Raw genomic sequence first — 25129 nt, 5'->3', positions numbered from 1 at the left:
CTTCCCCATCCAACCCTCCAAAACGGCACAGGAGACATCCCATGGCTGACCTGACCACCGACTTCCTCGGCATCAAATCCCCCAACCCGTTCTGGCTCGCCTCCGCGCCGCCCACTGACAAGGAATACAACGTCCGCCGCGCGTTCGAGGCCGGGTGGGGCGGCGTCGTCTGGAAGACGCTGGGGTCCGAGGGCCCGCCCGTCGTCAACGTGAACGGCCCCCGCTACGGCGTGATCCACGGGGCCGACCGCCGCGTGCTGGGCCTCAACAACATCGAGCTGATCACCGACCGGGACCTTCAGACCAACCTGGACGAGATTACGCGGGTCAAGAAAGACTGGCCCGACCGTGCGATGATCGTGTCGATCATGGTTCCTTGCGAAGAACAGGCCTGGAAAGACATCCTGCCCAAGGTGGAGGCCACCGGCGCCGACGGGATCGAGCTGAACTTCGGCTGCCCGCACGGCATGTCCGAACGCGGCATGGGTGCCGCCGTGGGCCAGGTCCCCGAATACATCGAAATGGTCACCCGCTGGTGCAAGCAATATTACTCCAAGCCCGTGATCGTGAAACTGACCCCCAACATCACCGACGTGCGCAAACCCGCCGAAGCCGCGCGCCGCGGCGGGGCCGATGCCGTCAGCCTCATCAACACGATCAACTCCATCGTTTCGGTCGATCTCGACACGATGTCCCCGCACCCCAGCATCGACGGCAAGGGCACCCACGGCGGCTATTGCGGCCCGGCGGTCAAGCCCATCGCCCTGTCGATGGTGTCGGAAATCGCCCGCGCGCCGGCCACGCACGGGATGCCCATCTCGGGCATCGGCGGCATCACCACCTGGCGCGACGCGGCCGAATATATCACCATGGGCTGCGGCAACGTGCAGGTGTGCACGGCGGCCATGACCTATGGCTTCAAGGTCGTGCAGGAGATGATCTCCGGCCTGTCGCGCTGGATGGATGAAAAGGGTCACACGTCGATCGACGACTTCAGGGGGGCCGCCATCCCGAACACGACCGACTGGCAGTACCTGAACCTCAACTACGTCGCCAAGGCCAAGATCGACCAAGACGCCTGCATCTCCTGCGGCCGCTGCTACGCCGCCTGCGAGGACACGTCGCACCAGGCCATCGCCATGTCCGCAGACCGCACATTTTCCGTGATCGACGATGAATGCGTGGCCTGCAATTTGTGCGTGGAGGTTTGCCCGGTCGAAAACTGCATCACAATGGTTCCGATGCAGGCCGGCACCGTCGATCCGCGCACGGGCCGCGAAGTGCAGGCGAAACCCGCCGACTGGACGACGCACCCCAACAATCCGGGTGCCGTGGCCGCGGAATAAAGCCCGCCCGCCGGATGTCATCGGGCCTATGCATCAGGCGACGTGCTGCGGCATGCGCACGCCGCCGTCGCATCGAAGCAGGGTCTTCGCCTCCCGAACGGTAAGGCAGGGGCGCGCCGCACCGCCCCGGATCGCAGCCCCGCCCGCCATCTCGTCCCCGTCGAGCAGGGTTTCCACCCACGCTCCGGCGGCGCGGACAAGACGGTGCTGTCGGCACGCCAGGTGGCAGTAGATCACCCGCTCCGTCGGACAGGGCTGTGCGACCCGCGGGACATTCGCCGCGACAAGGGCGCGCGCCGGAACAAGAACCTGGTCCGCGCCAAAAATGAGAGCGGCCTGCGCCGAATGCAGCAGCACCCGATGCTGTGGCGACACGCAAAGCGGTCGGTCATTGCCCAGAACCCCGGCCGCGATCCTGATCGGCCACCAGTCCGGCCTGCCACGCAGGGTCACAACCGGAAGCACCCGCAGCCCGGTCCAGATCAGCGGGGCCAGACCCAGATCGGTGCGGACCATGTCGCCCGCCCGCAGCGTTTCGATCGCGCGATCGCCCAGCGCCGTCGCGATCATCGTGCCGGCCATCAGGCACTGAGGCCCCATGGTCTTGTGCCCCTGGTCGTTCCAACCGTTCGGTTCACCCAGATTGGTTCCCGGCGGCGGCGTCGGATCGCCCCCCGGCGGCGGTTCGAGATAGTATCCGGCGGTGACCCATTCATCCGTTTCGGGGTCGCGCAGGCGCAGACCGTGCACGGTATAGCCCGACGTCATCGTCGTCGAAAACTCCGACTGAATCTGCGTGCCGGCGGGAAACGTCGTCGTGACAGGCTCTCCATCCGCACCGATATACGTGAACGTCATATCGTTTTCGGTAAACTGCGCCCGGCTCACGCCGTCGTTGAAGACCTGTCCGTCTTCGCCCTCGTCGTTATCGTCGATGGTCAGCCGGGAGGCGTCCTCTTGACCGGTGGTATAGGGCCCCTCGCCCGAAAAGGAGCCGTCGATCGTGTCGGATTCAAACGCCTGCTGCCCGTCAGCCCCGGTCAGGTTGAGCGCCGAATAAACGAGAACGCTATAACTGCTTGCCATGTCCACACCTCTTGCCGCGACGCTAGTGGCAAAAGGTTTCGGAGCCGTGAACCGTCAGCCGGTCGGCGTCAGGACCCGCGCGAAATGCGCCTGCACCTCGCGCTCCGCCTCGGCCCAGGGGTCGCGCTCCGCGCCCAGCACCGCCCGCACCTGCACCTCGAAGTCCGCGTAATGCTGCGTCAACGCCCAGATCGAGAAAATCAGGTGATGCGGGTCCGACGTCGCCAGCCGTCCCGCCGCCATCCAGTCCCCGATCTGTCGCGCGTGGGTGTCGACCAGACGGCGCAACGTCCCCGAAAGCTCCGGCTGCAACTGCGGGGCACCGCGCAGAATCTCTCCGGCGAACAGGCGGCTTTCACGCGGATAATCCCGCGCCAGGTGCAGCTTGCGCCGCACGTAGCCCAGCACCTCCTCCACCGGATCGCCCGCCGGGTCCAGCGCGCGCAGCGGGTCCAGCCAGGTGTCCAGCAGCCCGTTCAAAAGCGCGACATACACCGCTTCCTTGGACGGAAAGTAATACAGCAGATTGGGCTTCGACAGACCGGCGGCCCGCGCGATCCCGTCCAACGTGGCCCCATTGAACCCTTCGGCCGAAAACACGTCCAGCCCCGCCTCCAGGATCTGCGCGCGGCGGTTCTTCTGAATGCGGGTCGTGTCGTCGGGCATGTCCGTCCTCGGGCGGCGGGGCGAAACATTGCCCGTATTTTCGGCAGACGCCGTTGCGTGCCCCCAGAAGTCGCGGCACAGTTGACCGATGTCAAACCTCTGGTAACGTCGCTTTACCGGATGGTCAAAATCTCAAGGGGGTTTCGGATGACAGCCAGCGCGGGACAGAACCTCAAGGTCGACCCCGACCGGCTGTGGGACAGCCTGATGGAGATGGCGCAGATCGGCCCCGGCGTCGCGGGCGGCAACAACCGCCAGACCCTGACCGATGCCGATGGCGAAGGCCGTCACCTGTTCAAGAAGTGGTGCGATGACGCGGGCTGCACCATGGGTGTCGACGCGATCGGCAACATGTTCGCCACGCGGCCCGGAACCGACCCGAATGCGCCGGCCGTCTACGTCGGCTCCCACCTCGACACGCAGCCGACGGGCGGCAAATACGACGGCGTTCTGGGCGTGCTGGCGGGGTTGGAGGTGATCCGAACCCTGAACGATCTGAACATCCGGACCAAACACCCCATCGTCGCCACCAACTGGACGAACGAGGAAGGCACCCGCTTCGCCCCCGCCATGCTGGCCTCCGGCGTCTTCGCGGGTGTGCACACGCAAGACTGGGCCGAGGACAAACGCGATGCCGAGGGCAAACGCTTCGGCGACGAACTCGACCGCATCGGCTGGCGCGGGGAGGAGGCGGTGGGCGCGCGCAAGGACGACATGCACGCCTTCTTCGAGTTGCACATCGAACAAGGCCCCATCCTGGAGGCGGAAGGCCGCGACATCGGCGTCGTCACCCACGGTCAGGGCCTGTCGTGGACGCAAGTCACCGTCCACGGCAAGGACAGCCACACCGGCTCCACGCCGATGCCCATGCGGAAGAACGCCGGCCTCGCCATGGCGCGTATTCTGGAAAAGGTGGAGGAGATCGCGCTCAGCCACGCGCCCCACGCCGTCGGGGCCGCAGGCCATATCGACGTCCACCCCAATTCGCGCAACGTGATCCCCGGCAAGGTCGTCTTCACCGTCGATTTCCGCTCCCCCACCCTCTCGGTCATCGAGGATATGGAGGCGCGCCTGCGCAGCGAAGCCCAGGCGATCGCCGACGCCATGGAAATGGAGATCGAGTTCGAGAAGGTCGGCGGCTTCGACCCCGTCGCCTTCGATGAAGGCTGCGTGACGGCCGTGCGCACCGCCGCCGAACGCCTGGGCTACAGCCACATGGACATCATCTCGGGCGCGGGCCACGACGCCTGCTGGATCAACCGGGTCTGTCCCACCGCGATGATCATGACCCCCTGCGTCGACGGCCTGTCGCACAACGAGGCCGAGGAGATCACCAAGGACTGGGCTCGCGCCGGCGCCGACGTCTTGCTGCACGCGGTGGTTGAGACGGCGGAGGTGGTGGCGTGAACGGTGCCGCCGACTGGTCGAAGGTCCTCCTGCCGAACGGTGTCGGACGCACTCCCGGCGGGTCCGCCGACGATCCCATCGACCGACAGGTCGCCGATGCCATGACAGACCTCGTTATCTGCGTGCGGGGACAGACACCCAACCGGGCTCTCGGCTATGCCGACCGGTTCATGTTCGTTGGCGAATGGGGTTTGGCGCTCGAAGAAATAGTCGCCACGCTCGAAGGCGAACCCGAAATCGAAATAGGCGACTGGAGCGCGGCCGCACTCCTCCGCGCGCGAACCCTCATGTCGCTGGAGCAAGAATAGACCATGTACAATCAAGACCGCGTCCAGTTCCGCATACCCCGCCGTGCCGTGATCTCGGCCATCGTGTTGCCGTTCCTCATCACCGCCTGCGCCCTACCCACCGCGAACGGTCCGGTGCCCGACCCCCAGACCTATGCCGTCACAGAGGCCCCCATCCCCTTCGCGGTCACACGCCTGCTGCCGCGCGGCGTGAACACGCAGGACGTGCGGGTGGCCGACAATTGCTACGGCTACGAATACCAGGGTCAGGTCTTTCCCGTTCTGATCCCGCGCGGAACGCAGTACTGCCTGTAACGAAAGGACACTAACATGAAGATGACTGGCGAAATTGTCTATTGGCTTCTGATCGCAACTTGCATTGTCTGGCTGTTTCTCAGCGCTTTCGCCGCGAGTCAGTCGGGAGCATCTCTGCTTCTTGCGGCCGCGATGACTATTCTTCCCGTCATCGTCCTCTATGGATTGGCGCGGACGATCCGCTCCTACACCAGTAAAAGAGGATAGCTTATGTCCAAAGTCATCAAGAACGGCACCATCGTCACCGCCGACCGCCAATGGAAAGCCGATGTCCTGATCGAGGGCGAGACCATCGCCCAGATCGGCGAGAACCTCTCGGGCGACGAGACCATCGACGCCACCGACGCCTATGTCATCCCCGGCGGCATCGACCCGCATACGCATCTGGAAATGCCCTTCATGGGCACCACGGCCGCCGAGACCTTCGAATCCGGAACCTTCGCCGCCGCCGCCGGGGGCACCACGATGCTGGTCGATTTCTGTCTTCCGGGCGAGGATGGCTCCCTCCTGAACGCCATCGACGATTGGGACCGGAAGTCGAAGGACCAGATCTGCACCGACATCTCCTACCACATGGCCATCACCGGCTGGAACGAGACCATCTTCGAACAGATGGAGGCCGTCGTGAAGGACCGCGGCATCAACACGTTCAAGCACTTCATGGCCTACAAGGGTGCCTTGATGGTGGAGGACGACGAGATGTTCGCCTCCTTCAAGCGCTGCGCGGAGTTGGGCGCGCTCCCCCTCGTGCACGCCGAGAACGGCGACATCGTGCAGGCCATGCAGGAGAAACTGCTGGCCGAGGGTCAGACCGGCCCCGAGGCCCACGCCTATTCCCGCCCGCCGGAGGTCGAGGGCGAAGCCGCCAACCGCGCCATCATGATCGCCGACGCCGCCGGCACGCCCCTCTACATCGTCCACGTCTCCTGCGAGCAGGCGCACGAAGCCATCCGCCGCGCCCGCCAGAAGGGGATGCGCGTCTACGGCGAGCCGCTGATCCAGCACCTGACGCTCGACGAATCCGAGTATTTCAACAAGGACTGGCAATACGCGGCGCGCCGGGTGATGAGCCCCCCCTTCCGCAACAAGATGCACCAGGACAGCCTCTGGGCGGGCTTGTCGTCCGGCTCCCTCCAGGTCGTCGCCACCGACCACGCCGCCTTCTCGGATGAGCAGAAGCGCATGGGGCTGGACGATTTCACCAAGATCCCCAACGGCACCGGCGGCCTCGAAGAGCGCATGGCGATGCTCTGGACCCGCGGCGTCGAGACGGGCCGCCTGACCCCCGAAGAATTCGTTGCCGCCACCTCCACCAACATCGCCAAGATCCTCAACATCTACCCGATGAAAGGCGGCATCGCGGTGGGCGGCGACGCCGACGTGGTCGTCTGGGATCCGTCCATCCACCGCACCGTCTCCGTCGCCACGCAGAAGAGCATCATCGACTACAACGTCTTCGAAGGCATGGAGCTGAAAGCCGCCCCCCGCTACACCCTCAGCCGCGGCGACGTCATCTGGGCCCACGGCCAAAACAGCCAGCCGCAGCCGGGTCGTGGCAAGTTCGTGCGGCGGAAGCCCTTCGCGAGCGCCCACTCGGCGCTGAGCAAGTGGAAGGCGCTGAACACGCCGAGGAAGATCGAACGCGACCCGATGAACATTCCGGCGGGGGTTTGAATGAAGCATGTCAAAGATCTTCCCCTGGAAGTCCGAGAAGAGTTACACCAACTTCTCTTAGAAGGCGGCAATATTAACGCAGTAAAGATGCTGAGGGCACGCTTCGGCCTTGGCCTCTCCGCCGGTAAGAGCCTGATGGAGCAAGCCTACTACTCATTTGACTATCGCGGATATCGCCGCGCGGTAAGACGCAGCGAAGACGTAGGTGCAGATCGAACATGGCCGGAGTGAGACAATCAGATTTAGAACGCGACCCTTTATATATTCCGGCGGGGCTTTGATGGGTCAGGTACTACGTTTCATTGCGGCCGTCGTGATAACGCTATTAATGGCCCTATTCGGATTTGTCGTTATCGATGAACTCGTTCGATCAGGAGCTCTCGCTTTCCCACCACTTCCGCTGTTCGTCGAACTTCTCGAAATAGCTGTAGCACTCGCGATCCCCGTCACAGTGATCAGCGTATTTGCCTATGCTGTTCTTTGCCGCCGCGCGAAAGGCTTCTGGAGATATTTTGCCAGCGGATGCCTTTCATCGATCGCTGTGATCAGTATCGGATTCCTGTTGGATGTCTATGGGCGCGGACTCGACCAAGTTGGACCGGGCGCGCGTTACATATACACGTACATCTCCCTTGCAGGCGCACCCGTACTCGGACTCATCGGGGCAGTCATCTTCTTCGGTCTCGGCGTCGGACAAACCGATCCGCGCAGCGGCAATGTTGACCAGAAAGTCTAGCATGGTCGAACCCCGACACGACGACCCGCGCCTCGGTGGGGTCCACTCACCCTACGCCCTTGCGATCTGCCCAACCCGGACACACGATACAAATCAATGACCACAATCTCCGCCCAATCCCTCGACCTCACCTTCCCGTCCCCCGACGGCCCCGTCCACGCGCTCTCGGACATCACCCTCGACATCGCCGAAGGCGAATTCGTCTCCTTCATCGGCCCCTCGGGCTGCGGCAAGACCACCTTCCTGCGCTGCGTCGCGGCCCTCGAGACCCCCACAAACGGCCAACTCACCGTGAACGGAATGTCCCCCGACGACGCGAGGAAAGCACGCGCTTACGGATACGTGTTCCAGGCCGCCGGCCTCTACCCCTGGCGCACCATCGCCAGGAACATCTCCCTGCCGCTCGAAATCATGGGCTACGCCAAGGCCGACCGCGCGAAACGGATCGACGCCGTCCTCGAACTGGTCGAGCTCGACAAATTCGCCAACAAATATCCCTGGCAACTCTCGGGCGGGATGCAGCAGCGCGCCTCCATCGCCCGCGCGCTGGCCTTCGACGCCCCGATCCTGCTGATGGACGAACCCTTCGGCGCGCTCGACGAAATCGTCCGCGACCGCCTGAACGAAGAACTCCTCGACCTGTGGAAACGCACCAACAAGACCACGCTCTTCGTCACCCACTCCATCCCCGAAGCGGTCTACCTCTCCACCAAGATCGTCGTCATGTCCCCGCGCCCCGGCCGCATCACCGACGTCATCGACAGCCCCCTGCCCCGCGACCGCCCCCTCGACATCCGCGACACCCCCGAATTCCTCGCCGTCGCCCACCGCGTCCGCGAAGGCCTGCGCGAAGGCATGGAAACCGCATGACCCCTCGGGCGCAGACCATCGCCGACGTCATCGTCATCGCTGTCGCGCTCTGGTTTCTGCTGGGCGCGGGCTTTGCCGACATGCCGGCGCGCACGCTCCTGAACACGGTCGCCCTCTTCGTCATCCTCTCCTCGCTCTGGCGCATCTGGCGGCGTCACCGGGGCGCGCCATGATGATCCGCCGGGCCACGGCCGACGACGCCCCCGCCTGCGCGCGGATCGTCGACGACTGGTTCGCGGCGACCGAGTGGATGCCCAAAGGGCCGGGCCGGGCGCGGCTGGAACGGATCATGCGCGACGGTTTTCCCGTCCGCGACGCCTGGGTGGCCGACGACGCTGGCACCACACTCGGCTATCTGTCGATGAAGGCCGAGGGGGACCATATCTTCGGGCTCTACGCCGCCACCCCCGGCGCGGGCATCGGCAAACGCCTCCTGACCCATGTCAAACAGGGCCGCGACCGCCTGACGTTGAACTCCCACATGCCCAACACCGCCGCCCACCGCTTCTATGAACGCGAAGGTTTTCGCATTATCGACCGCGACGTGCCGGGCGATGATGGCGTGCCGGAGCTGGTGATGGAATGGCGGCGATGACGCCACCGATCGAACCGGGCGCGATCCGCCCCGCCACCGCCCGCGATGCGGCCCCCTGCGCCGCCATGGTCAACGCCTTCATCGACGCCGCGCCCTGGCACCCCCGTGTCCACACCGCCGAAGACGTCGCCCGCCACTACCGCGACACGGTCTGGACGCAGCGACAGGTCTGGGTCGCGGGCGATCCGCCGCACGGCTTCGTCGCCATCGACGCGGACGGCTGCATCACCGCCCTCTACGCCGACCCGCCCCGCGCGGGCACCGGCACACGCCTCATCACCCATGCCAAGGCCCGCCACACCCGCCTGCGCCTTTGGACCCATCAGCCCAATACCGCCGCGCAGGCATTCTACGCGGCCCAAGGGTTCACCGAACTTCGCCGCACCGACGGCGACAACGAAGAAAGCGTCCCGGACGTCCTGCTGGAGTGGACGCGATGACATTGAGGGAAAGACGGCCAAGCATGATCGAAGACCGGCTGACCTCGGTCCGGGGTGCGGAACGCCTCATCGATCTGCATAAAGACGTCTGGCATACTCAAAAGGCGCGTCTTCGGTCTTCGGGCGACGAATTCTGCACGGGGCAATCTGAATCAAGGTGGGCGGGACAAAAGCGCGTCGACGACGGAAAACTCGATAAGACAACGCCTAGAGGAACGGGACGGTTGATTTGATGGCAATTGACGACACCCCCCTCTCCGCCCCCGGTGCCGGGATCGGCCGCTCGGGCAAGGTGGCGCTGGCCCTGCGCGGCCTGCCCCACCGGATCGGCCCCGTCCTGGCGGTGATCGCGGCGCTGATCGCGCTGTGGTATCTGGCCTGCATCCCGATGAACGCGCAGAACGCCTTGATGCTGGCCGAGCGGGAGGGCATCGCCGTCACCCCCGCCACCGCGCAGGAACGCCGGGACATGTCGGGCATCGCCCTGGCCCTCGCCACGCCGGATCAGGCCGTCGCCCGCGCCTTCGGCCAGGACCGCCCGCGCCTGCCCTCCCCGCATCAGGTGGTGGAGGAGCTATGGACCAGCACGGTGGGCCTCAAGGTCACGTCCAAACGCAGCCTCGTCCGCCACGCGGGCATCACGCTGGCGCCCACGCTGCTCGGCTTCCTCATCGGCTCTCTGGCGGGCATCGCGCTGGCCGTGGGCATCGTCCATTCGCGGCTGATGGACCTGAGCGTCATGCCCTGGGCCATCGCGTCCCAGACCATCCCCATCCTCGCCATCGCGCCGATGATCATCGTCGTGCTCAATTCGATCGGTATCCAGGGCGTGCTGCCCAAGGCCATTATTTCCGCCTACCTGTCGTTCTTCCCGGTGACCGTCGGCATGGTCAAAGGGCTCCGCGCGCCGTCCGCGTCAGACCTCGACCTGATGCGCACCTGGAATGCCTCCGCCCTGCGCACTCTCCTCACCCTGCGCCTGCCCACCTCGCTCCCCTATCTCTTCGCCTCGCTCAAGATCGCCGTCGCCGCCGCCCTCGTCGGGGCCATCGTGGGCGAGTTTCCCACGGGTGCCGTCTCCGGCCTGGGCGCGCGGCTCCTCGCGGGCAGCTACTACGGCCAGACGGTGCAGATCTGGTCCGCGCTCTTCGGCGCGGCCATCGTCGCGGCCCTCTTGGTGGCGACGATCGGGGTGATCCAGCGCGTGACGCTCAAGCGGATGGGGTTGGCGGGATGAGCGAAATGTCCTGGGCCCGTCGAAATCAGAACTGGCTACCCTGGGTCGGCGGCACCGCGCTTGTGGCCATTCCAATCTTCCTGTTCCCGGCTGCCGCCCCGGCATGGGACATACTCCGACTCCTGATTGTCTGGGTCGTACTTTGGCAATGGAATACATACCTGAGCCGGACCCGTTTCGGCCCCATCGCCTCCCCCCTCCTGTTCGGCCTGACCCTCCTCATCCTGTGGGAAATGGCCTGCCGCCTGTTCGCCATCCCCTCCGTCATCCTACCCCCGCCCTCCGCCATTGCCGTCGCCCTCTCTGAAAACACCGCAATCCTCTGGGGCGACTGGATCCAGACCGTCCTCAAGGGCGCCGTCTCCGGCTGGCTTATCGGCTCCGCCGCCGCCATCGCCACCGCCCTCCTCGTCGCGCGTTCCGACTTCCTGCGCCGCGGCCTGCTCCCCGTGGGCAACTTCGTCGCCGCCCTCCCCATCGTCGGCACCGCGCCCATCCTGGTGATGTGGTTCGGCTTCGGGTGGGAGAGCAAGGCCGCCGTCGTCGTCGTCATGGTGTTCTTCCCCGTCCTCGTGAACACCGTCGCGGGCCTGGCCGATACGACCGCCATGCAGCGCGACCTGATGCGCACCTACGGCGCCACGCCGACGCAGACCCTGCGCCTGCTCAACATCACCGCCGCCCTGCCCTTCGTCTTCAACGGCCTGAAGATCGCGACCACCCTCGCCCTCATCGGGGCCATCGTCGCTGAATTCTTCGGCAGCCCCACCTTCGGCCTCGGTTTCCGCATCAGCACGGAGGTCGGGCGCTTGAACCTGCCCACCGTCTGGGCCGCAATCACCGTCGCCGCCGTCACCGGCAGCCTCTGGTACGGAATCATTGCCCTGATCGAGAAACGTCTGACATTCTGGCACCCATCACAAAGAGGGCGGGGATAACATCCGCCCCACCACCAACGGAGAGACTCATGAAACACCTGATCGCCGCCACGGCCCTGACCGCGCTGGCCGCCCCGGCCTTCGCCGATGCCCACGCCGACACCGTCACCCTGCAACTGCAATGGGTCACCCAGGCGCAGTTCGCCGGCTACTACGTCGCCCTCGACAAGGGGTTCTACGACGCCGAAGGCCTCGACGTCACCATCCTGCCCGGCGGCCCCGACATCGCGCCCCCCCAGGTCCTGGCCGGCGGCGGCGCCGACGCCATGCTCAACTGGATGCCCTCCGCCCTGTCCGCGCGCGAAAAGGGCCTGCCGGTCGTCAACATCGCGCAGCCGTTCAAAACCTCCGGCCTGATGCTCACCTGCTGGAAGGACACCGGCATCACCGGCCCGCAGGATTTCCGCGGCAAGACCATCGGCGTCTGGTTCTTCGGCAACGAATATCCCTTCCTGTCGTGGATGTCGCAGGAAGGCATCCCGACCGATGGCGGCGACGACGGCGTCACGGTCCTCAAACAGGGCTTCAACGTCGATCCCCTGCTGCAACGCCAGGCCGATTGCATCTCCACCATGACCTACAACGAATACGGTCAGGTGCTGGACGCCGGCGTCAGCCCCGATGAACTCGTCACCTTCAAATACGAAGACATGGGCGTCGCCACGCTCGAAGACGGCATCTGGGTGCTGGAGGAGAACCTGGAGGACGAGGTCTTCGTCGACAAGATGACCCGCTTCGTCCGCGCCTCGATGGAGGGTTGGAAATACGCCGAGGCCAACCCGCAGGAGGCCGCCGAGATCATCCTCGACAACGACGAGACCGGCGCCCAGACCGAGGCCGCGCAGGTCCGCATGATGGAAGAGATCGCCAAACTGACCGCCGGGTCCGACGGTTCGCTGGACGAGGCCGACTACCAGCGCACCGTCGACACCCTGCTGGCCGGTGGGTCGGACCCGGTGATCTCAGCGGCACCCGAAGGGGCCTGGACCAGTGTGATTACGGATGCCGCGCTGAACTAAGCCGACGTCTCACTAGCTACGAAGGGCACCCCTCGGGGTGCCCTTTTTCATTCCCGACCCTTCAACCCGTCCCACCATCCAAGCCGGCGCGCGCCTGCCCGTTAGCTTGGGCCGCCAACTTATCCACTTTCATTAACTATCTAACATTAGAATTGCATAGTAGCCTCTGGTATGTACTTCTGCCCAAAAGTGTTGGCGCGCCATACCTTAGCCCTCCAGCAGAACAACGGAGATGTTTCATGAAGGGCCTATTTCCGCAGTACGATCCAGGATCACCAACCGATTTCAAGAGGGTCTGGGATGAAGCCTTGTTCGTGTTTGATACCAACGTCCTTCTGAACTTGTATCGCTATCACTCTTCAACGCGCGATCAACTATTAGATGCTATCGGAAAGCTATCGGATCGCATTTGGATTCCTCACCATGTTGCCCTTGAGTTTCAAAGAAAACGCTTGATAGTCATCGCCGATCAAAACAAGAGATTCTCAGAAGTTCGAAATTTAATCTCAAAAACGCAGGAAAAAATTCAATCCGATCTAGGTGAACTTCAGCTAGAACGCCGACATTCTCTAATCGATCCTGCCCCCTTGATTGAGGGCATTAGTCAAGTCGCAGAAAACTTCCTCGAAAAACTGAACGTAATTGAGGGCAATCAGCAAACACTAAACGGAAAAGACACCCTAAAAGAGAAGATCGAACAACTTTTTGAGAACCGTGTCGGCTCGCCCATGCCGAATCAGGAATCTGTTGAAGCGCTATATAAGAAAGCCGAGAATCGGTACGCAAAGGAGATACCGCCAGGATATCTAGATCAAAATAAAAGCAAAGACGGATTAGACCATTTTATTCACGGTGGAATCGAATACAAAAGTCGGTATGGAGACTATCTGATTTGGCATCAAATTCTTGAATATGCGAAACAAAATGACACTGAAACACTCGTCTTTGTTACCGATGATGCAAAGGATGACTGGTGGCTGAAAATAAAGATGGACGGACCAAAAACCATCGGGCCGCGGCCGGAATTGGTTGAAGAAGCTCTTCTTGAGGGGAATATTTCCTCGTTTCACATGTACAAACCAGAAGGGTTCCTAAGACACACGAAAGATCACTTAAAGGCAGAAGTATCGAAAGAGACACTTGACGAGGTAAGAAATGTTTCGCGTGTTCGAGTAGAGGGTGCTCGCTCTGCAAATAAAGCCTTTCAAAGACATGAGATAGTAGAGCGTTCAGTTTACCACTGGCTTCGAAATCGGTTTGAATCAATAGAGCCAAACTTCGGCAGCGGATTTCCAGATTTTACGGCTAAGATCAAGACAAAAACTATTGGTTTCGAAGTTAAAATTGTACTTGACCCTAAAAGGACCCTTAACAGCTACAGACGACTGCTCGAAAAAGCCCATTATGAGGTTCGCGCTGGACCCTTCGACATGATCACCTTTGTCTGGGTAACTCTGGACGAAATGGCTGCAAAGAAATTATACGATAGACTACTGCACACCACCATTGGCGAGAAGACAAGAAAAGTAAGAAACTTGATTGGAGTAGTAGATCTCGAAGAAGAGGATCCAAGCTTCACAATGGTTGTTGACTTCTCTATGGGAGATACTTTTGATGAGAGTCCCCCGCCTGAAGATATCTTTGGATAAGATAAAATTGGAAAATTGCGTATTTGCCGCTCAACTCTACCAGTCCTTCCCCCCCTCCAATACTGCCATGATCTTCGCCACCGTCGGCCACACCTTCACCATCCACACCTTCCCCACCCCCACCGCCCGCGCCTCCTCGACCAAGCCACCGCCTCCCAGCACGACCAAACGCACCCCCCTCACCGCTTCCCCGCCTCCACCTTCTCCAGCAACACCCGCAACTCCTCCATCGAGGGTTTGGGCACCCCCATCCAGCTCTCGCGCGCCTCCTCCACCAAGTCCTCGCCGTCCAGCAGGCCCGCAAGCCGGGCGCGGGCGAATGCGCCCAGGACCACGTTCATGCGCGGCCCCATCCCCGCGCCCATCGACTTGAAAAGCTTGTAGACGTCCTCGTCCAGATACAGGCTCACCTTGCGTTTCTTGGACGAGCGTTTCTCGTACACCTCGCGCCACGCCTCCGGCACCATCGCGTCGCGGGTCGCCGCATGTGCCAGGTCCCATTGGAACCGCGTCATCATCCCGACCATTTCCGAGCGTCGGTCCCGCTGCGTCTTCGTCGTCATCCCATCCCCTCCGGTGGTCCGTGAAAGGGGGCAAGCTGAGCCGGAGCGGTTAGCGGAGTGTTAACGATTCCACGTCCGCCCCGGATCACCCGCAGATCACCCGTGGATCACCCACGATGTCCCCTGCACCGTGGCGCCCGCGCCGCGCTGGTCGGAACCAACCGCGGCGGCAGGGGTTCTTTTCGCAACCCCTCCCAACGCAGGAAATCTCCAATGGAAACCAAGCACATACCCGCTCAGCACCAGGACGCGATGCCCGCCGACGAGCACAAGATGGACCCCGCCCCCGACTACGCCCCCCGCCACCCCGGCGTCGGCAAGCTCAAGGGCAAAGTCGCCCTCATAACCGGCGGTGACAGTGGAATTGGTCGAGCGGTTTCAGTGCTTTACGCCCGCGAAGGGGCCAAGATCGCCATCGCCTACCTCGAAGAGGATAAGGACGCCGAAAAGACCAAGAAACTTGTCGAAGACGAAGGCTCCGAAGCCATCCTGATCCCCGGCGATCTGGGCAAAAAAGCCAATTGCGACAAGGCGGTACAGGCCACCATCGACGCCTACGGCCAGCTCGACATCTTGGTCAACAACGGTGCCCAGCAGTGGCTCGACGAGGATTTCGCCAACCTCGACGAAGACAAGATCGACCGCATGATGGCCTCCAACATCAAAGCCTACCTCCACACCACCCAAGCCGCCCTCCCCCACCTCAAGGAAGGGGCCAGCATCATCAACACTTCCTCCGTGAACGCCTTCGCCGGCATGGGGTCGCTGATCACCTATTCCATGACGCGCGGGGCCTCGCTGGCTTTCTCCCGTTCGCTGGCGGGGAACCTTGCGGACAAGGGCATTCGCGTGAATTCCGTCGCCCCCGGCCCGATCTGGACGCCGTTCATTCCCGGCACCATGCCCGCCGAACAGGTGGAGGATTTCGGCTCCGGCACGCCCATGGGTCGCGCCGGTCAACCGTGGGAAGTGGCGACGGCCTATCTGTTCTTCGCCTCCTCGGACGGCAGTTACTACACCGGCCAGACGCTGCATCCGAACGGCGGCATGGTCGTCGGGGCATGATAGCGGCCTAAGTCCTGCTCCAAGGCGCGCCCCGACCGGGCGCGCCTTTCGCATTCGCCGCCCGCAGGAGACAGCCTTTGACCGACCGCGCCTGGCCCGCCGCCCCCGTTATCTATCAGATCTATCCCCGGTCGTTTCGCGACACGACCGGCAACGGGATCGGCGATCTGAGGGGCATCATCGAAAAGCTGCACCACGCCGCCGACCTTGGCGCGGATGCGGTCTGGCTGTCGCCGTTCTACCCTTCGCCTTGGAACGACGGCGGTTATGATGTGTCGGATCACATGTCGGTCCATCCCGCCCTCGGGACGATGCAGGACTTCGACAATCTCGTGACCTGCGCGGGCGATCTCGGCCTGCGCATCCTTATCGACCAGGTGTTCAACCACACGTCGATCGAGGCACCGTGGTTCAAACGGTCGATCGCGGGCGATGAGAAATATTCAGACTACTACGTCTGGGCCGATCCCAAGCCGGACGGCACCCAGCCTAATAATTGGCTGTCGCAGTTCGGCCCCCCCGCCTGGACCTGGAACCATGTGCGGCGGCAGTATTACTTCCACAATTTCACGTCCAAACAACCCAGCCTGAACCTGCGCAACACCGACGTGCAGGAGGAGCTGAAGACCATCATGCAGTTCTGGCGCGACCGGGGGGTCGATGGGTTCCGCATCGACGCGGTCACATCGCTTCTGTTCGATCCATCGCTCAAGGACAATCCGGTCGCCGATCCGAAGGTGCAGGAGCAGGTATCGGGCGACAATTTCGTACCCTACACCTATCAGGATCACAGCTTTGATCTGCTGCCCGGCGACGGAATCGATTTCGTCACCAACCTGCGCGACTGGGCCGGCGACGATGCGTTCCTGATCGGAGAGGTCACGTCGGGCAACCAGTCGATCGAACTGGCAGAACGTCTGGCAACCGATGGGCGGATGAGCGCGGCCTATGCCACCGACCTGCCCGAAGCCGGTGCGACTGCGGACGCCTATGCGGACGTGCTGACGCGCGCCAAAGACGCGGGGAGAATCGGGTGGTGGCTGTCGTCGCATGACCAACCGCGTCATGCGGGCAAGGCGGGCGACGGCACATCGCATGACGCGAAATTCCTGGCATTGATGCTCGCCACCGCCCCCGGTCCGGTTCTGATCTACCAAGGGGAGGAGCTGGGATTGACCCAACCTGCCCTGGCAAAATCCGCCGTAACCGACCCGCTCGACCTGCTCTACTGGCCCGACGGGCCGGGGCGGGAAGGTGCGCGCGTTCCCATCCCGTGGGAGGAAGGGGGCGAGAGAGCGTTCACGACCGGCACCCCCTGGTTGCCGATGGATTGGCCCGAAGACGTCTCCGTTGCGGTGCAGCACATCGACGCGAACAGCGTCCTCCGGTTCTATCGCGCGGCATTCGCCTTCCGGCGTGACCGCATGGGCAAGCTGAAGCTGAAGGACTGGTCCCGCGACGACGATGTAATACACCTGACCTATGGATCGGCCAAAGTTATCCTTAACTTCGGGATGGAGGACATCGCGGTCGAGACGGCCCCGGACTTCGCCTCCGCCACGGCGGACGGTGCGTTGCCCGCACGCGCCGCCGGGGTCTGGCTGTCCTGAACGCGCGCTACTCGCTCAGTTTGACCAAGCGGGCCATCAACGACGAGGTGTCCCACCGCCCGCCACCCATGGCTTGGACGTCCTTGTAATACTGGTCGATCAGCGCGGTTCCCGGCAGGGGGGCACCGATATTCTCGGCCTCGGCCAGGCAGATGGACAGGTCCTTGCGCATCCAGTCCACGGCGAACCCGTGGTCGTATTCGCCCGCCAGCATCGTCTTGTGCCGGTTGACCATCTGCCACGATCCGGCGGCACCGCCCTGGATGACATCGACCACCGCCTCGCCGTCCAGACCCGCCTTTTGGGCGAAGGTCATGGCTTCGGACAGGCCCTGCATCAGGCCCGCGATGCAGATCTGATTGACCATTTTGGTCAACTGGCCCGCGCCCACGTCGCCCATGCGTTTGGTCAGCTTGGCAAAACAGGCCATCACAGGCTCCACCCGATCATAATCCGCCTGCGCCCCGCCGCACATGATGACGAGCTGGCCATTTTCGGCCCCCGCCTGTCCACCGGACACGGGCGCATCGACCCAGGCGATGCCGCGATCGGCGGCGGCGGCGGCAAGTTCACGCGTCACTTCGGCGGACACGGTCGTGTGATCGACGAAGATCGACCCCTTCGCCATGCCCGCGAACGCGCCGTCTCCGCCCAGACAGACGCTGCGCAGGTCGTCGTCGTTGCCCACGCAGGCCATGACGATATCGCAGCCGAGCGCCGCCGCATGCGGGGTCGAAGCGGCCGCGCCGCCGTGCTTGCCGACCCAGGCCTCGGCCTTGGCTTCGGTGCGATTGTAGACCTGCACGAAGTGCCCGGCCGCCGCCAGATGACCCGCCATCGGGGCCCCCATCACGCCCATCCCCAAAAACGCCACGTTTGCCATGCCGACCTCCCTTTGCATCCAAGCCGTCCGGGGGTTAGATCGGCCCCGGCCCACAGGGTCAACCGGAGCGCCGCACCGCAAGTTCCAACCCGGAGAACGAATATGGAACGGTTGTTCCGCTGGACATTCCGCATCGTGACAGGCGTCCTTCTTCTGGCAGGCGCGGCGATCCTGGTCGTGTACTGGCTGGCGGGGCGCAGCCTGCCCGACTACGATGCGACACAGGCGGTGGCGGGCCTGACCGCGCCGGTGGAAATCGTGCGCAACACCCACAACGTGCCCCATATCTTTGGCCAAACGGATCGGGACGTTTTCTTCGGCCTGGGCTATGCCCATGCGCAGGACCGGCTGTGGCAGATGACGCTGCTGCGGCGCACGGCCCAAGGCAGGCTGTCGGAAATCTTCGGCCAGCGCACGCTGCGCACGGACGAGTTGATGCGCCGGCTGGGCCTTTACCGCGCGGCCAGCCGGTCCGTCGCGGCGCAGGATCCCGAAACGCTTGCCATGCTGGAGGCCTATGCGGATGGCGTGAATGCGCGCGTCAAGGTCCTCAACTCCGAAGCGTCGGGCCGGGGTGCGCCGGAGTTTTTCCTGTTCGAGCCTCAGGTCGCGCCCTGGCAACCGGCGGACAGTCTGGCGGTCGTCAAGCTTATGGCGCTGCAGCTTTCGGGCCATCTGGGAGAGGAGGTGCTGCGCGCCCGCGCCTCGCTGATTCTTCCGGATGAACGTCTGCGCGATCTGCATCCCGATGTGCCCGGCGACGGTACGGTTGTCTTGGCCGGCGACCTGTTCCCGACGCTGAAGGACACGCGCTTCGCCGCCGCCGACACCGCCGATCCGTTTCTCTGGCCTGTGCCGCACCGCGATCTGGCGGGGGCGTCCAACGCTTTCGCCGTAGCACCCGACCGTGCGGCCGCCGGCGGCGCACTTCTGGCCAACGATCCGCACCTGGGCCTCAGCGCGCCAACCCTTTGGTATCTGGCCCGGCTGGAGTTGACGACCGGCGGGGTTATCGGTGCCACGATCCCCGGCATGCCGATCGTCCTGGCCGGACGGACGGAGCGTCTGGGCTGGGGCCTGACCTCCGCCTATCTGGACGACCAAGACGTGCTGATCGAGCAGATCAATCCCGACAACGGCACGCAGTATCGCACTCCCGATGGCTGGGCCGATTTTGAAACCGAGCGGACGATCATCGCCATCAAGGACGCCGACCCCGTCACCCTGACCCAGCGACGCACGGTGAACGGGCCGGTCCTGACGGCGGGGCAATTCGACCTGGGCACAGTCACGCCAGTGGGCCACGTTCCGGCCCTGTCGTGGACCGCCCTTGCGGAAGACGACACATCCATGCGCACGGGGCTGGAGCTTATGCGCGCGGCCACAATCGAAGACGGTCTGGCCGCCGCGCAGCATTTCGTGGCCCCCGCGCAGAACCTGATGCTGACCGACGGCACCCGCATCGCCATGACGATCATGGGGCGCCAACCCGACCGGACCGACCTGCATCAGTCCGAGGGCCGTATCCCGTCGCCCGGCTGGATCGAGGCGAACCGCTGGCGCGGTATGAAACCTGCCGATGCCAACCCCGTCTGGTCGGACCCCGACGGGGGCCTTCTGGGCAATACCAACAACAAGACGACCGACGCGCTCTTCCCCGATCACATCAGCCACTATTGGGGCGACAGCCAGCGCGTGCAGCGGATGGAGCGGCTGATGCAGGCGCGCGCCGTGCACACCCGCGAAAGTCTGATCGAAGCGCAATTGGACACCGTGTCGATCACCGCGCGCAGCCTTCTGCCGCTGATCGGGCGCGACCTTTGGTTTACCGGCGATGCCGCCGAACCGGGCACACCGGAACGCCGCCGCCAGGTCGCGCTGGAACTTCTGGCCGCGTGGAACGGCGAAATGTCGGAACATCTGCCCGAGCCGCTGATCTACACCGCGTGGATGCGGGCGTTACAGCAGCGGCTGATCCGCGACGATCTTGGCCCATTGGCCATCGAATACCCCCGGATGGAGCCGCTGTTCATCGAACGGGTGTTCCGCGACATCGGCGGCGCGGGGGCCTGGTGCGACGTCATTCAGTCGACCCAACCCGAGACTTGCACCGACGTCGCGCGCCAATCGCTGGACGACGCCCTGCAATTTCTAGAAGACCGCTACGGCGCACGGGTCGAGACATGGCGTTGGGGCGACGCGCACGAGGCGCGGTCGGATCATCCCGTCCTCGGCGACATTCCGGGCCTGGGCCTGGTTGTGAACATCCGTCAGTCGACATCGGGCGGCGATCACACGCTGCAACGCGGGCGCACGGGGGGCGAATTGCCCAACCCGTTTTTGAACGTCCATGCGGCGACGTACCGGGGCGTCTATGATTTCGCGGACCCCGAAAGCAGCGTGTTCATCACGTCGACCGGGCAATCGGGCCATCCATTGTCCAAACACTACGACGATCTGGGCGAACTTTGGCGACGCGGTGAATACATTCCGATGACCCTGGACCCCGATCTGGCCCGCGCGGGGGCCGTCGGCATCACGACACTGACGCCCCTGCCCTAGAATACTGCCCCTGCCCTAGCCCAAGGCCTTGCCAAGCCGCGGCAGGCGCGCGCGTTTCATCAACGGGCGCAACGGCTGATCCTGACCCGAGATGCGCTCGGCCGTTGCACGCACGCCTTCGACGACCTGCGCCACCGTCGCATCGTCGGCCAGCCACAGATCCATCAAAAAGGCGTCCGGGTTTTGCAGCGCGATCCCCTCGGCCGTCACGTCGCGGCGCGGGAAATCCTTGATGTTGAGCGTCACGAGACGATCCGCGCTGGCATCCGACGCAGCCGCAAGGACATGAACGTCATTGGGGTCGGGCAAATACATCCGCGCCTGCGTGCCGTCGCCGGGCCGGACCTCGGCCTTGGGAAATTCCGCGCGCATCGCGGCGATTTCGCCGCGCGCAAAGATCTCCCCATCGGGAACCTTGCGCGCCGCCCGCGCCCATTCCTCCAGCACCCGCGGCGACCAGAGCGGACGGTAAAGCCCGGCCCGCGCGCAACCGATCAGAATTTCGCGCAGGACCGTCGGATAAAGGACGCAGGCGTCGAGGAACGCCTTCAATCCAGCATCCGGAACGTCAGCGTCTTGAGGTATCCGCTCTCGGCAAGCTGGGGGTGCACAGGATGATCCGGGCCCGCGAAACCGGTGTGGATCAGCTGCGCCTCGCGCGCCGCACGTCCGATCCCACGAATGCTCGACGCGCGGAATTTCGACAACTCGGCGGCGTGCGAACACGAACACAAGGTAAGGTACCCGCCGGGCGCGACCAGCGGTGCGGCCAGCCGGGCCACCCGCTCGTACGCGCGAAGGCCGGCCGTCAGCGCGGGTTTGGCCGGGGCAAAGGCGGGCGGGTCGGCGACGACGACGTCGAACCGCTCCCCTTCCTCGGCCAATGCGGTCATCAAGTCGAAGGCATCGCCCTTGCGCGTCGTGAAGTCCGCGGTGCGGTCCATCCGCGCGGCCCCGTCCTGCGCCAGTCCAAGTGCCGGCGCGCTGCCATCGACAGCCAGAGCCGAGACCGCTCCGCCGGCCAGCGCGGCCAATCCGAAGCCCCCGACGTGCGCAAAGACGTCCAGCACCCGCGCGCCCCGAGAGACCCCGGCGACGAAGGCGTGGTTCGGGCGCTGATCGTAGAACAGACCGGTCTTCTGGCCGCCGGTCAGATCGGCCATGTAGGTCGCGCCGTTCATCGGCACGGCGATCGGCGCATCAACGCCCCCACGAAGCCAACGTGTGTCGTCTGACAAACCCTCCATCGACCGCGCCCGCCCCGATGCGTTCAGCAAGACGTGAACGACCCCAAGACCGACCAGCGCCTCTGCGATGTCTTCGGCCATGGCATCGGCCCAAGCGGCGTTCGGCTGCAGCACGGCGGCATCGCCGAAACGGTCGATCACGACACCCGGCATGCCGTCGGCTTCCGCGTGGACCAGGCGGTAGAAGGGTTCGGCGTACAGACGGTCGCGGTGGGCCAGCGCGATCTTGATCCGCGCCGCGATCGCCCCCGCGTCGATCACTGCATCCGGGTCGCGCGACAGGACGCGCGCGGCGATCCGGCTCTCCATGTTGACGGCGACGGTGGCGACCGGTGTCCGGTCCGCATCCTCCAGCGTCGCGATCGTGCCGGGGGTGATCGCGCGGCTGCGGCGGTCGGCCACCACATCGTCCAGATAGACCCAAGGATGCCCGTGCCGAATGCGGCGGGCGTCCGCCTTGGGTTTCAGGCGCAGCGTGGGGCGGGTGGGGGTATCATTGCTCATGGCCCCCCCTAGCCGCTTCGCCCGACATGCAAAAGGCCCCACGCGGGGGCCTTCGCAACGCCGTTGCGGCGGACTCAGACGGTGGCGTTGCCCGAAGCGCGGACGCCGCGCAGACGCGCGAACAGGCCGGCGATGGCGTCGCGCACATAGGCGGCACGCAGGGCGCGGGCGCGGGATTCAATTGCCATCGTGTCAAGGTCGATATGGGTCATCGGGTCTTCTCCGGGTCAATGCGGCGGGGCGATCCCCACCGCTTCTGGTTGACCTAGACTTATGCGGCAACGCGGCGATTTACCAATGCAGGTGCGGCATTTCCCCCTTGCGCCGGACGCATGACGTGAACGTCAATTCAGATCGTGGATGCCCTTCACGACGGCGCGCGCGCCGTTCAGCATCCAGCCATGCTCCGAGGATACGACAAAGGTGGTGAACCCGTAGTGCCGCCACGCCGCCGCCGTCGCCTCGTCCGGAACCCAAGTGACATATGTCTTGCCCGCCGCCCGGCAGGCCGCACCGACGCTGTCCATCGCCGCGCGCAGGTCGTCGTTGTCGACGCTCTCGTGGCCATACGACACGCTGAGGTCGGCGGGCCCGGTGAACAGCCCGTCGATCCCCGGCACCGCGGCGATGTCGGCGGCCGCGTCCACCCCTTCTGGTTCTTCTATCTGCGCCAGCACAATGGTTTCCGCACGACTGCGTGCCAGAAGATCGGGCATTTTCTGCGACGTATATCCGGCCCAGCGGGTCGATCCGGCATAGCCGCGCCCGCCGTGCCCGAACCGCGCCGCCCGCGCGATGGCCCGCGCCTTGTCCACGCTGTCGACGTGCGGGACGACGATGCCGGTGGCCCCCATGTCCATCACGTCCAGAATGCGTGCCGGGCTTCCGTCCCCGATGCGGACCAGCACCGGAAAATTCCGCGCCCGCGCCACCGCCATGCAAGCGTCGATGGCCGCGCGGTCGAACGGCGCATGCTCCGCGTCGAGGCAGACAAAATCCAAACCCGCAAGGATCAGGATTTCCAGCGTGACGTGGTTCGGCGTCTTCATGAACGTCCCGGCCAGCATTTCGCCGGCCAGCATCCTGCCCCGCAGCCCGGTCGGTGTGATGGTGTCTGTCATGGCGTCCTCCCTTTGTGTGCAGCATGCAGACGGGGGCACCCTGCACAAGGGTTGCGGCCTGACGATCTATGGCAGGTCGGGCAAGCCAGGAAGATCCGGTAAGTCATCCAAGTCCAGCGGATCGGCGGCCTTTGATGCAGAACCACCCGGGATGGCCATTTCCCGTGCCGGAGCGGGAGGCAAGTCGCCGGGCGGATGAGACGCGACGCGGCCCGGCATTCCGCCAAATTCGCCCGATGCGGAATCGTCCTGCGGATCTCCGGCGGTTTCGCCGGGAAGGGCCGCGATCTTGACCGCGCGCATTCCGTTCAATTGCCCCAGCCGCGCCACGAGGGACGTGCCACGCGGGACCGACGCGCGTCCCGGAACGGTCACGCCCGACGATCCGCCGTGCAGGGCGACTTCGGCCAGCGCGTGATGCGGCAGTGGTATCACGTCGCCTACCTTGAGGGACAGAAGACGTGACAAAGGCAAACGCAAGGGCGGCAGGACGGCCTGCAACAAGACGGGCGCGTCCATCGCCGTGGCGCGCATCGACGCTTTCCATCCCGCTTCCGGATCGATATCGTCGCCGACCTGTGGCAGCGCCATCTCATCCAGCGGCACCAGAACGGAAATGGTGCCGGACCGCACACCGTCACCCAGTTTCAGGTCAAGATCCAGCCGCAGGTACCGATGCGCCGTCAGAACCAGCGACAGCGACTCGGGGCCGGCCAGGAAGCTGCCGGTGCGCAGGTTTCCGATCTTCGGCTCATCGCTGTCGGACGCGGCAAGGCGGCGGACCTGTTCCAGCAAAGACCGGGCGAAAGGCTGGACCAGAGCGGCGTCGATGCGGGTCGGGCGACGGGGGGCGCGGGCCGGTCCGTCCACCCGCCCGATCGTCTGCACCTCGATCAAAGCGTCCGTCACCGAGGGCGGCAGCACGATCAATCCCGTCAGCGCGGCGAGCGTGTCCTGCGAATGCGCAGCCACCTCTTCGGTCGTCAGGTCCGGCGGGTCGATCATCAGACACAGGGCCTTTTCGTCGAACCCTTCGAACGCCGCTGCAGCGTCCAGCCGTCTGGAGGAGCGATCGGCCGTTCCCAGACCCAGGCCGGCGATACCGTCGCCGACCCGCAGCGCCGCTGTGGCGAGCGCCCGCTCCAACCCCGGCGCGGGCGGGGCGTCCGCGGCGGGAGGGGCGCCTGCGGCGCGGCCCCCTGCCATGCGGCGCAGGGGAGAAAGAGACGAATCGGGTGGCATGACATCCAGGACGAGTGCGGTTCGATCTCCTGTCTGCGACATTCGGGTTAACAAAGCCTTGCGACGC

The 25129-nt window shown here is 64.4% G+C and carries 28 protein-coding genes; 19 read left to right on the top strand and 9 right to left on the bottom strand.

From position 1 onward, the window contains the following. Positions 1-41: 41 nt before the first annotated feature. Positions 42-1346, top strand: coding sequence for an NAD-dependent dihydropyrimidine dehydrogenase subunit PreA (preA, locus tag JDO7802_RS03845; RefSeq protein ID WP_055082725.1), 1305 nt, complete (start codon positions 42-44; stop codon positions 1344-1346). 33 nt (positions 1347-1379) lie between these two features. On the opposite strand, the gene JDO7802_RS03840 is transcribed toward preA, so the two are convergent. Then, positions 1380-2432, bottom strand: coding sequence for a Hint domain-containing protein (locus JDO7802_RS03840; RefSeq protein ID WP_055082723.1), 1053 nt, complete (start codon positions 2430-2432; stop codon positions 1380-1382). Positions 2433-2486: 54 nt separating this feature from the next. Next, positions 2487-3098 (bottom strand): TetR family transcriptional regulator C-terminal domain-containing protein, encoded by a 612-nt coding sequence (locus JDO7802_RS03835; protein ID WP_055082722.1) that lies wholly within the window; start codon positions 3096-3098, stop codon positions 2487-2489. 147 nt (positions 3099-3245) lie between these two features. Here JDO7802_RS03835 and JDO7802_RS03830 point away from each other — a divergent pair, with 147 nt between their 5' ends. The 15 genes from JDO7802_RS03830 to JDO7802_RS17885 all read left to right on the top strand — a co-directional run bounded on the left by JDO7802_RS03830 (position 3246) and on the right by JDO7802_RS17885 (position 14265). Continuing rightward, positions 3246-4505 carry a Zn-dependent hydrolase gene (locus JDO7802_RS03830; protein ID WP_055082720.1) on the top strand — a complete coding sequence of 420 codons (1260 nt, stop codon included), beginning with the start codon at positions 3246-3248 and terminating at the stop codon, positions 4503-4505. Then, positions 4502-4813 (top strand): hypothetical protein, encoded by a 312-nt coding sequence (locus tag JDO7802_RS03825; protein WP_055082717.1) that lies wholly within the window; start codon positions 4502-4504, stop codon positions 4811-4813. The genes JDO7802_RS03830 and JDO7802_RS03825 overlap by 4 nt, the downstream gene beginning before the upstream one ends. 3 nt (positions 4814-4816) lie before the next feature. Further along, positions 4817-5107: a hypothetical protein gene (locus JDO7802_RS03820; RefSeq protein ID WP_055082715.1), complete on the top strand. Its 291-nt coding sequence runs from the start codon at positions 4817-4819 to the stop codon at positions 5105-5107. 15 nt (positions 5108-5122) lie between these two features. Continuing rightward, positions 5123-5314, top strand: coding sequence for a DUF6358 family protein (locus tag JDO7802_RS03815; protein ID WP_055082713.1), 192 nt, complete (start codon positions 5123-5125; stop codon positions 5312-5314). Positions 5315-5317: 3 nt separating this feature from the next. After that, the gene (hydA, locus tag JDO7802_RS03810; RefSeq protein ID WP_055082711.1) at positions 5318-6781 is read left to right on the top strand and encodes a dihydropyrimidinase; all 1464 of its coding nucleotides are present in this window, start codon (positions 5318-5320) and stop codon (positions 6779-6781) included. Further along, positions 6782-7012, top strand: coding sequence for a hypothetical protein (locus JDO7802_RS17890; protein ID WP_144430503.1), 231 nt, complete (start codon positions 6782-6784; stop codon positions 7010-7012). A gap of 49 nt (positions 7013-7061) precedes the next feature. After that, positions 7062-7517, top strand: coding sequence for a hypothetical protein (locus JDO7802_RS03805; protein ID WP_055082709.1), 456 nt, complete (start codon positions 7062-7064; stop codon positions 7515-7517). A gap of 96 nt (positions 7518-7613) precedes the next feature. Beyond that, positions 7614-8387, top strand: coding sequence for an ABC transporter ATP-binding protein (locus JDO7802_RS03800; RefSeq protein ID WP_055082707.1), 774 nt, complete (start codon positions 7614-7616; stop codon positions 8385-8387). Beyond that, positions 8384-8560, top strand: a complete 177-nt coding sequence (locus tag JDO7802_RS18180) for a hypothetical protein (RefSeq protein WP_187298091.1) — start codon at positions 8384-8386, stop codon at positions 8558-8560. The genes JDO7802_RS03800 and JDO7802_RS18180 overlap by 4 nt, the downstream gene beginning before the upstream one ends. Next, positions 8557-8982, top strand: a complete 426-nt coding sequence (locus JDO7802_RS03795; protein ID WP_055082705.1) for a GNAT family N-acetyltransferase — start codon at positions 8557-8559, stop codon at positions 8980-8982. The genes JDO7802_RS18180 and JDO7802_RS03795 overlap by 4 nt, the downstream gene beginning before the upstream one ends. Next, the gene (locus JDO7802_RS03790; protein WP_055083037.1) at positions 8979-9422 is read left to right on the top strand and encodes a GNAT family N-acetyltransferase; all 444 of its coding nucleotides are present in this window, start codon (positions 8979-8981) and stop codon (positions 9420-9422) included. Before JDO7802_RS03795 ends, JDO7802_RS03790 begins: the two co-directional genes overlap by 4 nt. 232 nt (positions 9423-9654) lie before the next feature. Next, a complete protein-coding gene (locus JDO7802_RS03785; RefSeq protein WP_083480995.1) occupies positions 9655-10659 on the top strand; it encodes an ABC transporter permease in 1005 nt (334 codons plus the stop codon). Between the two features lie 5 nt (positions 10660-10664). Next, on the top strand, positions 10665-11597 hold the full coding sequence (locus tag JDO7802_RS03780) for an ABC transporter permease (RefSeq protein WP_083481022.1): 933 nt from the start codon (positions 10665-10667) through the stop codon (positions 11595-11597). A gap of 29 nt (positions 11598-11626) precedes the next feature. Beyond that, on the top strand, positions 11627-12616 hold the full coding sequence (locus JDO7802_RS03775; protein WP_055082703.1) for an ABC transporter substrate-binding protein: 990 nt from the start codon (positions 11627-11629) through the stop codon (positions 12614-12616). 239 nt (positions 12617-12855) lie between these two features. Next, on the top strand, positions 12856-14265 hold the full coding sequence (locus JDO7802_RS17885) for a PIN-like domain-containing protein (RefSeq protein WP_144430502.1): 1410 nt from the start codon (positions 12856-12858) through the stop codon (positions 14263-14265). A gap of 179 nt (positions 14266-14444) precedes the next feature. On the opposite strand, the gene JDO7802_RS03770 is transcribed toward JDO7802_RS17885, so the two are convergent. Next, on the bottom strand, positions 14445-14828 hold the full coding sequence (locus JDO7802_RS03770) for a BrnA antitoxin family protein (protein ID WP_055082701.1): 384 nt from the start codon (positions 14826-14828) through the stop codon (positions 14445-14447). Between the two features lie 213 nt (positions 14829-15041). Here JDO7802_RS03770 and JDO7802_RS03765 point away from each other — a divergent pair, with 213 nt between their 5' ends. Further along, positions 15042-15893 carry an SDR family oxidoreductase gene (locus JDO7802_RS03765; protein WP_055082699.1) on the top strand — a complete coding sequence of 284 codons (852 nt, stop codon included), beginning with the start codon at positions 15042-15044 and terminating at the stop codon, positions 15891-15893. Between the two features lie 77 nt (positions 15894-15970). Beyond that, a complete protein-coding gene (locus JDO7802_RS03760; protein WP_055082697.1) occupies positions 15971-17503 on the top strand; it encodes an alpha-amylase family glycosyl hydrolase in 1533 nt (510 codons plus the stop codon). 7 nt (positions 17504-17510) lie between these two features. On the opposite strand, the gene JDO7802_RS03755 is transcribed toward JDO7802_RS03760, so the two are convergent. Next, positions 17511-18386, bottom strand: a complete 876-nt coding sequence (locus JDO7802_RS03755; RefSeq protein ID WP_055082695.1) for an NAD(P)-dependent oxidoreductase — start codon at positions 18384-18386, stop codon at positions 17511-17513. Between the two features lie 102 nt (positions 18387-18488). Here JDO7802_RS03755 and JDO7802_RS03750 point away from each other — a divergent pair, with 102 nt between their 5' ends. After that, on the top strand, positions 18489-20948 hold the full coding sequence (locus JDO7802_RS03750; protein ID WP_055082693.1) for a penicillin acylase family protein: 2460 nt from the start codon (positions 18489-18491) through the stop codon (positions 20946-20948). A 15-nt stretch (positions 20949-20963) separates the two neighbouring features. Here the strand turns inward: JDO7802_RS03750 and JDO7802_RS03745 are convergent, their stop codons facing one another. From JDO7802_RS03745 to JDO7802_RS03730, 5 genes are all read right to left on the bottom strand, one after another. After that, on the bottom strand, positions 20964-21500 hold the full coding sequence (locus JDO7802_RS03745) for an RSP_2648 family PIN domain-containing protein (RefSeq protein ID WP_055082691.1): 537 nt from the start codon (positions 21498-21500) through the stop codon (positions 20964-20966). Next, entirely contained in the window at positions 21497-22699 is a 1203-nt protein-coding gene (locus tag JDO7802_RS03740; RefSeq protein ID WP_055082689.1) for an RSP_2647 family RNA methyltransferase, read from the bottom strand. Before JDO7802_RS03740 ends, JDO7802_RS03745 begins: the two co-directional genes overlap by 4 nt. Before the next feature lie 74 nt (positions 22700-22773). Continuing rightward, on the bottom strand, positions 22774-22911 hold the full coding sequence (locus JDO7802_RS18175) for an RSP_7527 family protein (protein ID WP_187298090.1): 138 nt from the start codon (positions 22909-22911) through the stop codon (positions 22774-22776). 132 nt (positions 22912-23043) lie between these two features. Continuing rightward, positions 23044-23820, bottom strand: a complete 777-nt coding sequence (locus tag JDO7802_RS03735; RefSeq protein ID WP_055082687.1) for an HpcH/HpaI aldolase family protein — start codon at positions 23818-23820, stop codon at positions 23044-23046. A gap of 66 nt (positions 23821-23886) precedes the next feature. Further along, positions 23887-25026 (bottom strand): FliM/FliN family flagellar motor switch protein, encoded by a 1140-nt coding sequence (locus JDO7802_RS03730; protein WP_187298089.1) that lies wholly within the window; start codon positions 25024-25026, stop codon positions 23887-23889. Between the last annotated feature and the right edge of the window lie 103 nt (positions 25027-25129).

Origin of the sequence: Jannaschia donghaensis (genome assembly GCF_001403795.1) — a bacterium.
Classification (GTDB): domain Bacteria; phylum Pseudomonadota; class Alphaproteobacteria; order Rhodobacterales; family Rhodobacteraceae; genus Jannaschia; species Jannaschia donghaensis.
Note: the sequence above shows the minus strand (reverse complement) of the source record. Positions and strands in the feature narration are given on the sequence as shown.